Genomic DNA, 12,530 nt, shown 5'->3' with positions numbered 1-12,530 from the left:
GCTGCCGGCGCTGGCCGCGGCGCCGGCGCCGGCGGCGGCCCCAACGGGCGCGGAAACGGAGGCTTGGTCGGCGGCCCGCGTCGCCCGATTGCAGGCCGAGGGGCGGCCGGTGTTCGTCAACCTCACCGCGGCGTGGTGCATCACCTGCCAAGCCAACGAGCGGCTGGTGCTGCGCTCCGACGCGGTGCGGGCCGCCTTCGCGGCGAAGAACGTCGTGGGGCTCAAGGGCGATTGGACGCGCGGGGACGCCGCCATCGGCGCGCTGCTCCGCCAACACGGGCGGGAGGGGGTGCCGCTCTACCTCCTGTACCCGGCCGGCGGCGGGCCGCCCGCGCTGTTGCCGGAGCTGTTGACGGAAGGCGTGGTCCTGCGGGCACTCGGCGCCGGATAACGCCGCGGCGCGGCCATTCTCACCAAGCTGTAGCGCGGGCGTCATTGCGGCGTCACGGCCGGGCGTTTATCGCGGAAGCATGGATGCCGTCGCCCGCGCCCCGATCGACGCGCTGCGCCCGCGCCGCTTGCGGCGGAGGAGGCCTTTGCGCTTCCGGCAGGCGCTGCCCGGTGGGCACTTCGGTGACATCTTCGGCGAGCGTCGGCTCGGCGGGCGTTTCCGCGCCGTCCGCCGCATCGCGTGCGCGCTGCTTTGGACCTTGGTGGCGATCCCGATCCAGGCCGTGCTGCACCTGCTGCCCGGCCGCGCCAAGGTCCACTTCGGCCGCTTCTACCACGCCACGCTGTGCCGTCTGATCGGGCTGAGGGTGCGTGTGGTCGGCGCATCGGCCACGGAGGACTCGGCGGCGCGCCCGGTGATGTTCCTGTCCAACCACTCCTCCTGGCTGGACATCCTGGTGCTGGGCGGCGTGCTCGACGCCTGCTTCGTCTCCAAGGCAGAGGTGGCGCGCTGGCCGCTGATCAACGTCGTGGCGAAGCTCGGCCGCACCGTGTTCGTCAGCCGCACCCGGCGCGCGACGGGGCGGGAGGCGGACGCCATGCGGGCGCACATGGAGGCCGGGGAGAGCCTCATCGTCTTCCCCGAGGGCACCTCCAACGACGGCACCCGGACGCTGCCGTTCCGCTCCTCCCTGCTCGGCGCGGCGGACGCGGCGCGGCTCGTGCAGCCGGTTTCCGTGGTGTACGACCGGTTGGGCGGGCTGCCCGCCTGCCGGCGCGACCGGCCGCTCTTCGCCTGGTACGGCGCCATGGACATCGGCAGCCACTTCTGGCGGTTCGCGCGGCGCGGCGGGGCGCGGGCGACGGTGCTGCTGCACGAGCCCTTCAGCCCGCACGCGGTTCGGGGGCGGAAGGCGTTGGCGGCGGAGACGGGGCGGATCGTCGCGGAAGGCGCGGCGGCGCTGCGGCAGAACCGGACGGCGGTGCCTTTGGAAGCGCCCATCGGGCGCTGATCAGCTTCTTTTCATTTGGTGGCGCGGATCGAACAGGCACCCGACGGGCACGTCCTCGGCAACAGCCATCCAGCGGCAACCGTGTTTCGAATATTGCGTTTGTAAGCTTCGGGGCGTATGTAGCGGAGCCAGAGGAGGGCAACCAATGACTACGCCAGCGCTCGCCACGGCGTTGGGCGACCGCCTGCCTTCCCGAGGCGAACGCGCCGCCGCGAACCAGCTCCGCCGCATCTTGGCGGCCCAGGCCACCGGCGATGGCGAGCGAAAGATCGAAGTGGTGGGAGAGGCGGGGCAACGAGCGGAAATCGTGCTGACTCCCGCGCTGTCGGCGCTGTTGATGGAACTCCTTCGGCACATCGGCCGGGGTGACGCCGTGACGCTGGTGCCGGTGAGCCAGGAACTCACCACGCAGCAAGCGGCCGACATACTCAATGTTTCCCGGCCCTTCCTGATTGCGCTCCTGGAAAAGGAGCAAATCCCGCACGTGCTCGTGGGCAGGCACCGGCGGATCAAGGCGGAGGACCTCTTCGCCTACAAGCGGCGCCGGGACGAGGAGCGCGAGGCGGCGCTTTCCGATTTGGCCGTGCTGGACGCCGATATCATCTGATCCGTGTTCGCCAACCGCTTCACCGCATTGATGGACGCGTGCGCCCTCGTTAGTGCCCTCAAGCGGAACCTGCTGCTTTCCTTGGCAGGAGCCGACTTCTTTCGGGTGCGATGGTCGGTCCGCATCCTGGACGAGGCCGAGCGGAACATCGCCAAGCTGATCGCCGCCCGTGGCCTTCTGGACGCGGAAGACAGGGCCGCGCGCGCACGCGGCGCGATGGAGCGCGCTTTCGGGGATGCGGTCGTGACCGGCTATGAAGGGTTGATCGGCGGCTTGATGGGGCTGCCCGACCCCGACGACGCGCACGTGATCGCGGCGGCGGTGAAGACGCGGGCATCGGTGATCGTGACCGACAACTTGCGGCATTTCCCCAGAAGCGTGCTGCTCCCGCTCGATCTGGAGGCAAAAACGACGGACGTCTTCGCTGCAGATGCCATCGACTTGGACGCCGGCCGGGCTGTCGCCGCGATAAGGCGGATGAGGATGCGGTTCGGAAAGCCCGAGAAAACCGCAGAGGTGCTGCTGCTCGACATGGAGGCCGCCGGGCTGACGCAAACCGTGGACGTGCTGCGTGAACACACGCGCTCGCTGTAACGAGGAGTCGGCTGCCACGCTCCTCCTTCGCGGACGGTCAGGACATCCCTTCTTCGCTTGACCCGAGAACCGTCGGTGCCGCAACCTGCACGGGTGCAGCGATTCGCCCCGCCCACCGGGCCGGCGCCGGACGCACCGGCGGCTTGACCCCCAGCCCCTCCCCGTGCATCTGCCGCGCGGATCCCGGCGCCGGTTCGCGCCCGGGCGCATTGGAGTCGGGCATCTTTCCATGAGCGAAGCGGCGGCATCCCCCCGCAAGCGGTTGTTCATCCGCAGTTGGGGCTGCCAGATGAACGTCTACGACAGCGGGCGCATGGCCGACGTGCTGGCGCCGCTCGGCTACGGGCCGGCGGAGGGGCCGGACGCGGCCGACATGGTCATCCTCAACACCTGCCACATCCGGGAGAAGGCGTCGGAGAAGCTGTTCTCCGAGCTGGGGCGGCTGCGCGCCCTCAAGCGCGAGAAGGAAGCGGCGGGCGGGCGCATGGTGCTGGCCGTGGCGGGGTGCGTGGCCCAAGCCGAGGGCGCGGAGATCACCGCCCGGGCGCCGTGGGTGGACATCGTGCTCGGGCCGCAGACGTACCACCGGTTGCCGGAGATGGTGGCGCGGGCCAGCCGCGCCGCCGGCGCGGTGATCGACACCGATTTCCCGGCCGAGGCCAAGTTCGACCGCCTGCCGGAGGCCAGCGCGGCGCCGCAGGGCGTCACCGCCTTCCTCACCGTGCAGGAGGGCTGCGACAAGTTCTGCTCCTTCTGCGTGGTGCCGTATACGCGCGGAGCGGAGTATTCCCGTCCCGCCGCGCCCGTGCTGGCCGAGGCGCGGCGGTTGGTGGCGCAGGGCGCGCGCGAGATCACCTTGCTCGGGCAGAACGTGAACGCCTACCACGGCGACGCGCCGGGCGGCGGCCGCACTTGGGGGCTCGGGCGGCTGCTTCGCGCCCTGGCCGAGATCCCCGGCCTCGAACGGCTCCGCTACACCACCAGCCACCCACGGGATGTGGACGACGAGTTGGTCGCGGCGCACCGCGACCTGCCGCAGCTCATGCCCTTCCTGCACCTGCCCGTGCAGTCGGGCAGCGACCGCGTGCTCGCCGCGATGAACCGCGGCCACACGGCGGCCGACTTCCTCAGCGTCGCGGAACGGCTGCGCGCGGCACGGCCCGACCTCGCCCTGTCCTCCGACTTCATTGTCGGCCACCCCGGCGAGCGGGCGGCCGATTTCGACGCGACCCTCGCCCTGGTGCGGGAGGTGGGCTTCGCGCTGGCCTACAGCTTCAAATACTCGCCCCGCCCTGGAACACCGGCGGCCTCGGCGCCAAATCAGGTGCCGGAGGCCGAGAAGGACGCGCGGTTGCAGGCGCTGCAAGCCTTGCTGCGGGACCAGCAGGAGGCGTTCAACCGCTCGCTCGTCGGCCGGACCATCCCCGTGCTCGTCACCGGGACGGGCCGCCATCACGGTCAGGTGGCGGGCCGTTCACCTTGGTTGAACCCGGTGCATCTTTCCGCGTCCGACGCGTTGATCGGTGAGGTCGTGCCCGTGGCCGTCCTCGCCGCGCACACCAACTCGCTTTCCGGCGCGCTGGCGGCCGGGACGGCGACGGAGCCTCCCAGCCAGCGCCGAGAGGAGCCCGCCCCCGCTTGAACCACGCCATCGCCTTCCGGCAGCCTGAGCCCCAGGGCCACCCCCGCGCCGCCATGCACCGCGCCGCGCTAGCCCCCTCCCCCGAACAGCGGTCCGTGACCTTACAGTTCGACGACAACGGGCTACTTCCGCTGCTTTACGGCGAACACGACCGACACTTGGCGCGGATCGAGCAGCGATTGGGGATACGGCTCGGCTCGCGGGGCAACCGCGTCACCATCGCCGGGGCCGCCGGGCGGACCGAGACGGCGGAAGCGGTGCTGCGCGACCTGTGGCGCCGGCTGGAGCGCGGCCAGTCCGTCGGCACCGCGGAGGTGGAGGCGGCGCTCCGCATGGCGGAGGGGGAGGCCGAGGGCGACCCGCGCCTGCCGCTCCAGGACAAGCCGGAGATCCGCACCCGCAAGGGCGCCATCGCGCCCCGCACCCCGGCCCAGGCCGCCTACATGGAGATGCTGTCCCGCCACGAGATGGTCTTCGGCGTCGGCCCGGCCGGCACCGGCAAGACCTACCTCGCGGTGGCGCAGGGCGTGGCGCTGCTCCAGGCCGGGCGGGTGGACCGCATCGTCCTCAGCCGCCCGGCGGTGGAGGCGGGCGAACGGCTGGGTTTTCTGCCCGGCGACATGAAGGAGAAAGTGGACCCTTACTTACGACCGCTTTATGATGCATTGCACGACATGCTCCCCGCCGAACAAGTCGCCCGCCGCATCGCCTCGGGCGAGATCGAGATCGCGCCGCTGGCCTTCATGCGGGGCCGCACGCTCGCGCACTGCTTCGCCATCCTGGACGAAGCGCAGAACACCACCGCGGCGCAGATGAAGATGTTCCTCACCCGCATGGGCGAGGGCACGCGCATGGTGGTCACGGGCGACCCGACCCAAGTGGACCTGCCCGCCGGGCAGCGCAGCGGGCTGGCCGAGGCGCTGGACGTGCTGGGCGGCGTGCCAGGGATCGGCGTGGCCGGTTTCGACGAGCGGGACGTGGTGCGCCACCCGTTGGTGGCGAAGATCGTCGCCGCCTACGGACGCGCGGACGAGGCCCGCGCGCAGGTCGCCCGGGACCGGGCCGAGGAGGCCGGTCGCGCCGGCGGCCAGAGCGAGCGAAGGGGTAAGAAGGACAAGGATGGAGCCGGGAAGTAGTCCCACCGGCGGCGGCGCGGGCCGGTTGCCCGCCCCGGCCGCCGGGCGAGGGAATGGCCTGGAGGTCGACGTGGTCCTCCAGGACGCCGGCTGGCGCCGGTTGCTGCCGCGGGCCGAAGCGTTGGCCCGCCGGGCGGTCCGCGCCGCGTTGCGGGGCACGGGCGCCAGCGGCACCCTCACAGTGCTCCTCGCCGACGACCGCGAGTTGCGCCGCCTCAATGGCGAGCACCGCGGCAAGGACAAGCCGACCAACGTGCTGAGCTTCCCGGGCGGCAGCGGCGCCCCCGGGCGCCCCCCCGGGCACCTCGGCGACATCGCCCTAGCTCTTGGCACGGTCCGGCGCGAGGCGGAGGCCGCGGGCAAGCGGCCGGCGGCGCACTTCGCGCACCTCGTGGCGCATGGCGCCTTGCACCTGCTCGGCCACGACCACCTTTCGGCGGGCGAAGCGCGGCGGATGGAGCGGGCGGAAGCGCGCGCCATGCGCCACCTGCGCTTGCCCAACCCCTGGAAGCCGCCGCTCGGGGCCGCGGCATGAGCGCGCCCCAACACGGCGGCGCCCCCGCCCGCAACGGCAACGGCAACGGCGCCTCGGCGGCGGCGCGGAACGGCTTGCTGTGGCGGCTGCAATCCCTGCTCAGGCGGCGGGAAGCGGAAAGCGTCCGCGACCGCATGGAAGAGCTGATCGAGGGGCGGGACGAGCCGAGGCGCGAGGGCGGCAGCGGCGGCGCGCTCGCCCCGGCCAACGGCCTCGACCCGCACGAGCGCGCCCTGCTGGGCAACGTGCTGAAGCTCCGCGGCAAGACCGCGAGCGACGTGATGGTGCCGCGCGCCGACATCATGGCCATGCCCGAGGACTTCACGCTGGAACAGGCCATCAGGCTGATCCAGCGCGATGGGCACAGCCGCTACCCCGTGTACCGCCGCGAACTCGACGGCATCGTGGGCATGGTCCACATCAAGGACGTCTTCGCCGCGGTGGGGCGGGAAGGCGCCTTCGACATGAAGGCGATCCTGCGCACGCCGCTGCTGGTGGTGCCCTCCGTCCCGGTGCTGGACCTGCTGCTCCAGATGCGCCAGGCGCGCATCCACATGGCGCTGGTGGTGGACGAGTACGGCGGGATCGACGGCCTCGTCACCATCGAGGACCTGGTGGAGACCATCACCGGCGACATCGCCGACGAGCACGACGAGCCGGGCCCGCCGCAGATGGTGGAGCGCCCGGACGGCACCTACGACGTGGACGCGCGCACGCCCATCACGGCGTTCGAGGACCGGTTCGGCGCCGCGGTGCTGACGGGCGAAGAGCGCGCGGCCGACATAGACACGGTGGGCGGGCTGGTGTTCACCCTGGCCGGCCGGGTGCCGGCGCGGGGCGAGTTGGTGTCGCACCCCTCGGGCCTGGAATTCCGGGTGCTCGACGCCGACCCGCGGCGCATCCGCCGGCTGCGGGTGCGGCGGCCGGGCGTGGCGCCGACTCAAGGGGGCGGACAGGGCCAAGACGGCCAGAAGCAGGCGGCGGAGTAGGCGCGGGCGAGGAGGCTGGCATGGCGTTCAAGGGCAAGCCGCCGGGCAGCGGGTCCGGCGAGATGTCGCGCCGCACGCAGGCGTTGCGGCCCTCCATCGCCCTTTCCCCGGCGGAGGCGAGCAGGGCCCGCTCGCTCCGCCGCAAGGGCGAGGAGCCGGCGGCGATCGCGGCGAAATTCGGCGTGCCGGTCGAGGAGGTGGAAAAGGCGCTGGTGCAGATGCGCAGCCCGCGCCCCGAGACCACGCGCGGCACGCTCAACGTCACCCTCGCCGCGCACCGCTTCGTCATGGGCGAGCGCAAGGGCGACGAGCCGCTGTGGCAGACGATCGACCGGCTCGTGGACGAGCTGATCCGGCTGCGCGCCGCGGCAGAGGGCAAACCGGCGCCGCCGGCGAAGCGCAAGGGCGCCGGGGCGCGGCGCCCGGACGAGTTGCTGCCCGGCCTGCTGCCGGAGATGCCCGCCGGTTAGAGATCGCGCCCGAGCGGGGGTTCGCGTCGCGGGGGCGCGATGGCGAGCCTCCCGCTACAGCCGCTCCACCGCCGTCAGCAAGCAGCCGGGCCGCGCGGTGTGGATGTTGACGAAGCGCGTGCGCGGGTCTTCGAGCGCCCGCATCAGCGGCGCGGCCACCTCCGTGCCTTCGCAAACTTGGCCGAGGTCGTAGAGGCACATCTCCTCCGCGTCGTAGGAGCGCACGGAGACGATGCCGTTAGCGAGCACGATGGGCGCGATCTCGTCCTCGGCTTCGAAGCGCGCGCAGCCGCGCTCGTGTAGGAAAATCGGGCTCGGCGTCCAATAGACGCCACGCGGGCGCGGCAGGTCGTAGCTGCCGAACAGCATGGCCTCGCCCGGTTCGCCGAGGCGGAGGCAGTGCCGGCACGGGAAGCCGCGCCCGTCCGCCACGCGGCGGTGCAGGGCGTTGCCGCGGTCGTCGCGGCCGCTGCGGCGGAAGCGCGCCGCGGTCTCGGTCGGGACGGGCAGGCAGCGGAAACGGGGCATGGCGGACGGCTCCTCTCGGGAGGCCGGAAGGGTCGCTGCGGCGCGGCTGCGGCGCCATCCGCCGGTTGCTACGGCGCGCTCGGGGAAGACGGACCGTTGCGGCCACGGGGCCGGAAGCATCGGCGCGGCGAGGCAACCGCATCCGGTGCAAGCCGTTGGCCGGGCTGGTCGCGCCCGCGCACGGCGCGGCGCCCTGGCTGTTCCGGAGTCCTGTTCATGAAGGCTGTCGTATTCCACGGCATCGGCGACATACGCTTCGACACCGTCGCTGACCCGTCCATCAACGACCCTGGCGACGCCATCGTGCGCCTCACCTCCTCGGCCATTTGCGGCACGGACCTGCACTTCGTGCGCGGCACCATGCCTGGCATGAAGCAGGGCACGATCCTCGGCCACGAGGGCGTCGGCGTCGTGGAAGAGGTCGGCAAAGGCGTGCGGAACCTGCGGCGCGGCGATCGGGTGGTGATCCCGTCCACCATCGCCTGCGGGAACTGCTCCTACTGCCGCGGCGGCTACACGGCGCAGTGCGACGACGCCAACCCCAACGGCCCGACGGCGGGCACGGCGTTCTACGGCGGCCCGGCGCCCACCGGCCCGTTCGACGGCTTGCAGGCGGAGTTCGCCCGCATCCCCTACGCCTTCCACAACCTGGTGCGGCTGCCGCAGGACGTGACGGACGACCAAGCGATCCTGCTCTCCGACATCTACCCGACCGCCTGGTTCGGCGCGGAGTGCGCGGAAGTGGGCGACGGCGACGTGGTGGCGGTGTGGGGGTGCGGCCCGGTCGGGTTGTTCTCCGTGCTCTCGGCCTTCCAGAAGGGCGCGCACCGGGTGATCGCCGTGGACGGGCACGAGGACCGGCTGGAGCGGGCGCGGCTGCTCGGCGCCGAGACCGTCGACTTCAACAAGGAAAACCCGGTCGAGGCCATCAAGGAATTGACCCGCGGCATCGGCCCGGACCGCGCGATCGACGCCGTGGGCGTGGACAGCGAGATGCCGAAGGAAGGCCCGGCGGCGGAACAGGCCAAGCGGATGGCCGAGCAGTTCCAGCGGGAGGTGAAGGCGATCGCGCCGGAGGCCAAGCCGCAAGGCGACCAGTGGAAGCCGGGCGACGCGCCTTCGCAGGCGCTGACCTGGGCGGTGGAGACGCTCGCCAAGGCGGGGACGCTCGGCATCATCGGCGTCTATCCGCAGACCGACCGCTTCTTCCCGATCGGCGCGGCGATGAACAAGAACCTGACCATCAACATGGGCAACTGCAACCACCGGACATACATCCCGAAGTTGCTGGACATGGTGGATGGCGGGACGGTGGACCCGACGCAGGTGCTCTCGCACGTCGAGCCGATGTCGGACGTGATCGAAGCGTACAAGCAGTTCGACCTGCGGCGGCCGGGCTGGATCAAGGTCGAGCTGAAGCCGGGGCGGTAGGGAGCTGGGCCGTGGCGGAGGCGAGGACAACGGCGACGGGACGCGCGGCGAAGCCCGCCGCGGCGCCCGCCGCGTTCGAGGTCCCGCCGCCCGGCAAGGACCCCTTCGACATCGACGAGGTGTTCCGCCTGCTGCGGCGAGCGGTCGCGCACCTCCCGAAGGCGGCGATGTTCGACCTGCGGGACCGCGGCTACGGCTCGCCTTTCGAGCAACTCGTCTCGGCGCTGATTTCGGCGCGCACGCGCGACGAGACCACCATCCCCGTGTGCCTGCGCCTGTTCGCGGCGGCGCGGACGCCGGAGGCGATGGCGGCGCTGCCGGATGAGGAGATCGTCCGCCTGCTCCACGGCGCCACCTTCCCTGAGCCGAAGGCGCGGGACATCAGGACGTTGTCGGCCTCCATCGCCGCGGCAGGCGGCCGGGTGCCGGACACCGCCGAGGAGCTGATGACGCTGCGGGGCGTAGGGCCGAAGATCGCGGCGCTGACCTTGGGCGTGGGCTTCGGCAAGCCGGCCATTTCGGTGGACATCCACGTCCACCGCATCGTGAACCGCTGGGGCTACGCGGCGGCGGCGACGCCGGAGCGGACGATGCAGGCGCTCGCGCGGGTGTTGCCGGAGCGCTACTGGATCGAGATCAACGAGCGGCTGGTGCCCTTCGGCAAGTTCGTCTGCACCGGGGAGTGTCCGCGCTGCGGCTCCTGCCCGCTGGTGCGGCAGTGCCGGCAAGTCGGCGTCACGGCCCCGCGCGAGGCGTGACGCCGCCTATAGGCGCGCCTCGTCAGGCCGCGTTGAGGTGGTTCAGCAGCTTCTCCGTCGCCGCCGGCTTGTCCGAACGGTCGATCGCGGCGAGTTCGGCCGCGAGGCGGTCCAGCGCCTGCTCGTAGATCTGCCGCTCGGAAAAGGACTGGTCCGGCTGGCCGGCGTTGCGGTGCAGGTCGCGCACCACCTCGGCAATCTGCACGGGATCCCCCGAGTTGATCTTCGCCTCGTACTCCTGGGCGCGGCGCGACCACATGGTCCGCTTCACGCGCGCGCGGCCGCGCAAGGTGTCGAGCGCCTCCGTCATCGACTCACTGGACGCGAGCTTGCGCAAGCCCGACGACGCGGCCTTGCCGACGGGCACGCGCAAGGTCATGCGGTTCTCGTCGAAGGTGACGACAATGACCTGCAACGCGTATCCGGCAGCCGACATCGTCTCGATGCCTTGCACGGTTCCGACCCCATGGGTCGGGTAAACGACATGATCGCCGGACTTAAATTCCACTGGCTTCGCAGGCGGTTTGGGTGGTTGGGCGGGCGGCGGGGTGCGCCGTGCTACAAAGTGGGTATTCGGAGCGGCGCGGGCCAGTCCCATAGGTCCGATAGAAGGCCCGGCGAGTTTGACAGGAGCGGGCGCCCGCGTTTCGGCCACGCCGGACGCGGCGCCCGGAGGGGGCGCAGGGCCTTCGGCGGTGCTCACCAGCGGAGCCGCGGCCCGGATGGGCGCCTCGGCCGAACTGCCGGCCTCGCTCCGCGGCGGCTTGGGCTTGGTGGCGGCGGCGGCGGGCGGCTTTGGCGCCGGCGGGGCGGCGGCCGGCGGCTTGGGCGGCAGGCCGGCAGCGGACCTCGGCGGGACGGACCCGACCTTCGACGTCTTGGCGGCGACCTTGGCCGCGGGCGGTTTTGCGACCTTGGGCGAGCGCGCCGCGTCGCGCTTGGCCTGGGACAGCGGCGCCTTGCCGGGCGCCGGCCGCTTGGCGGACGGGGCGTGGGCCTTCCTGGGCGCCGGCTTGCGGGTGGCGGTCGCCGCCTTCGGGGCGGGCCGCTTGGCCGAAGGAGCGGGCTTGGGCTGCGCCCTGGCGGTGGGCCTCCGGCGCGCCGCCGTCGCCTTTCCGGCGGGCGTGGCGCTGGCGCGGGTGGTCGGCGCCGGCCGGGTCGGGCGCTTGACCGGCGGCTTGGCCGACGCCTTGGGCTTCGATCGGGACGCCGCGACCCGGCGGGTGGCGGTGGCTTGCTTGGCCGCCGCGGCCTTTTTCGTCTTGGGCGCCGGGCGGCGCGATGGCTTGCTCACGGCTTTGCCAACAAGAGGGCGCTTTCCCGATCCCTTGGCAGGGGTGGATGCCTTCATACGAGCGATCTCTCCCTCCAGCGCAGGCCACCGGGAGCGCGGGACGCCGTCCACCTCTTCGGGCATCGCCCGAAGATCTGGAACCGGCGATGCCATGGACGGCCCAGCCCGGATTCGGCCTGGCCATCATCCTGAAAGGATAGCATTTCCAATCGTTGGTGTCACCACTCCTAGGATCGGACCCGAAAAGGCGGCCACTAGGGCTTGCCGGGCGCCGGGCTGAACAGCTCGGCCTTGTCGGGTTTGTCCTTCCACTCGTCGGCGTCCACGGGGGGTTCGCCCTTCCTGGTGATGTTCGGCCACTGCGTCGAGTAGGTGCGGTTGGCTTCGGCCCAGGCGGCGGCGCGGTCGTCGCTGTCGGGCACGATGGCCTCCGCCGGGCATTCGGGCTCGCACACGCCGCAGTCGATGCACTCGTCTGGATGGATGACCAGCATGTTCTCGCCTACGTAGAAGCAGTCCACCGGACACACCTCGACGCAATCCATGTACTTGCACTTGATACAGTTTTCGAGAACGACGTAGGTCACGAGCGCCTCCGAGCGCGAACGCCGCCGCTCGCGGCGGCGGCACCGAATCGCCGCGACACATGGACTGCGCCCCATGCGGTGACAAGCGCCGCGCGCTTCATACGTGACCGCCTTGCCATGCGCGCTCCGGGACGCTCCGGTGCCGCGGCGTGGTCACGCCGGCTCCGACAAGTCCTCGTACAACCCGCGCGCCTCGGCCGGGGGCCCGCGCCGCGCTGCCAGCGCCACCACCCGCCAAACGCGGATCGTGCCGCGCTCCGGCGAACCGAGGGCGAGGGTCAGCACGTCGCCCGGCCGCAGGCGGGCGTGCGGCTTCTCGGCGGTTTGGCGGTTGAGCCGGACGCCGCCCGCCCCCACCAAACGGGCGCAGGCGGCGCGGGTCTTGGCCACCCGCGCGCACCAGAGCCACTTGTCGAGGCGCTGCCAGTCCCGGTCTTCCGTGCCCTCGCCCGCCGCCAACGCCGCCCGGGGCCCGCCGTCAGCGGAGCTTCAGGTTGGCGAGGATGGCGAAGGGCGAATCGGGGTTGATCCGTTTTTCCGGCGGCTTCGGCGGCGG

15 protein-coding genes are annotated in these 12,530 nt (G+C 72.0%); 11 read left to right on the top strand and 4 right to left on the bottom strand.

All coding sequences use genetic code 11. The annotated features are described in order from the left end of the window. From ABD067_RS09530 to ABD067_RS09490, 9 genes are all read left to right on the top strand, one after another. Positions 1–391: thioredoxin family protein (locus tag ABD067_RS09530; protein WP_343895012.1), on the top strand; the 391-nt coding region annotated here is incomplete at its 5' end. Positions 392–536: 145 nt separating this feature from the next. Beyond that, positions 537–1,403 carry a lysophospholipid acyltransferase family protein gene (locus ABD067_RS09525; protein ID WP_343895011.1) on the top strand — a complete coding sequence of 289 codons (867 nt, stop codon included), beginning with the start codon at positions 537–539 and terminating at the stop codon, positions 1,401–1,403. Between the two features lie 172 nt (positions 1,404–1,575). Continuing rightward, positions 1,576–2,010, top strand: a complete 435-nt coding sequence (locus ABD067_RS09520; RefSeq protein WP_343895010.1) for a helix-turn-helix domain-containing protein — start codon at positions 1,576–1,578, stop codon at positions 2,008–2,010. Between the two features lie 3 nt (positions 2,011–2,013). Continuing rightward, positions 2,014–2,604: a PIN domain-containing protein gene (locus ABD067_RS09515; RefSeq protein WP_343895009.1), complete on the top strand. Its 591-nt coding sequence runs from the start codon at positions 2,014–2,016 to the stop codon at positions 2,602–2,604. A gap of 229 nt (positions 2,605–2,833) precedes the next feature. Next, a complete protein-coding gene (miaB, locus tag ABD067_RS09510; RefSeq protein ID WP_343895008.1) occupies positions 2,834–4,246 on the top strand; it encodes a tRNA (N6-isopentenyl adenosine(37)-C2)-methylthiotransferase MiaB in 1,413 nt (470 codons plus the stop codon). 53 nt (positions 4,247–4,299) lie between these two features. After that, a complete protein-coding gene (locus tag ABD067_RS09505; RefSeq protein WP_343895049.1) occupies positions 4,300–5,382 on the top strand; it encodes a PhoH family protein in 1,083 nt (360 codons plus the stop codon). Then, on the top strand, positions 5,366–5,917 hold the full coding sequence (gene ybeY / locus ABD067_RS09500; protein WP_408871531.1) for an rRNA maturation RNase YbeY: 552 nt from the start codon (positions 5,366–5,368) through the stop codon (positions 5,915–5,917). The genes ABD067_RS09505 and ybeY overlap by 17 nt, the downstream gene beginning before the upstream one ends. Beyond that, positions 5,914–6,906, top strand: a complete 993-nt coding sequence (locus tag ABD067_RS09495; protein WP_343895006.1) for a hemolysin family protein — start codon at positions 5,914–5,916, stop codon at positions 6,904–6,906. Before ybeY ends, ABD067_RS09495 begins: the two co-directional genes overlap by 4 nt. Before the next feature lie 20 nt (positions 6,907–6,926). Further along, entirely contained in the window at positions 6,927–7,376 is a 450-nt protein-coding gene (locus tag ABD067_RS09490) for a hypothetical protein (protein ID WP_343895005.1), read from the top strand. A gap of 54 nt (positions 7,377–7,430) precedes the next feature. Here the strand turns inward: ABD067_RS09490 and ABD067_RS09485 are convergent, their stop codons facing one another. Beyond that, a complete protein-coding gene (locus ABD067_RS09485; RefSeq protein ID WP_343895004.1) occupies positions 7,431–7,904 on the bottom strand; it encodes a DUF1203 domain-containing protein in 474 nt (157 codons plus the stop codon). 216 nt (positions 7,905–8,120) lie between these two features. Between ABD067_RS09485 and ABD067_RS09480 the strand changes: the two genes are divergently transcribed. Continuing rightward, positions 8,121–9,335 (top strand): alcohol dehydrogenase catalytic domain-containing protein, encoded by a 1,215-nt coding sequence (locus tag ABD067_RS09480; RefSeq protein WP_343895003.1) that lies wholly within the window; start codon positions 8,121–8,123, stop codon positions 9,333–9,335. An 11-nt stretch (positions 9,336–9,346) separates the two neighbouring features. Continuing rightward, positions 9,347–10,093 carry an endonuclease III domain-containing protein gene (locus ABD067_RS09475; RefSeq protein ID WP_343895002.1) on the top strand — a complete coding sequence of 249 codons (747 nt, stop codon included), beginning with the start codon at positions 9,347–9,349 and terminating at the stop codon, positions 10,091–10,093. Between the two features lie 22 nt (positions 10,094–10,115). On the opposite strand, the gene ABD067_RS09470 is transcribed toward ABD067_RS09475, so the two are convergent. The 3 genes from ABD067_RS09470 to ABD067_RS09460 all read right to left on the bottom strand — a co-directional run bounded on the left by ABD067_RS09470 (position 10,116) and on the right by ABD067_RS09460 (position 12,433). After that, entirely contained in the window at positions 10,116–10,691 is a 576-nt protein-coding gene (locus tag ABD067_RS09470; RefSeq protein WP_456305242.1) for a CarD family transcriptional regulator, read from the bottom strand. Between the two features lie 950 nt (positions 10,692–11,641). After that, positions 11,642–11,974 (bottom strand): ferredoxin FdxA, encoded by a 333-nt coding sequence (gene fdxA / locus ABD067_RS09465; protein WP_343895001.1) that lies wholly within the window; start codon positions 11,972–11,974, stop codon positions 11,642–11,644. Positions 11,975–12,127: 153 nt separating this feature from the next. After that, on the bottom strand, positions 12,128–12,433 hold the full coding sequence (locus ABD067_RS09460; protein ID WP_343895000.1) for an RNA-binding S4 domain-containing protein: 306 nt from the start codon (positions 12,431–12,433) through the stop codon (positions 12,128–12,130). Positions 12,434–12,530 lie beyond the last annotated feature (97 nt).

This window comes from Craurococcus roseus, assembly GCF_039523795.1.
In the GTDB taxonomy this organism is placed as follows: Bacteria; Pseudomonadota; Alphaproteobacteria; order Acetobacterales; family Acetobacteraceae; genus Craurococcus; species Craurococcus roseus.
This window is presented reverse-complemented; position numbering and strand designations above follow the sequence as displayed.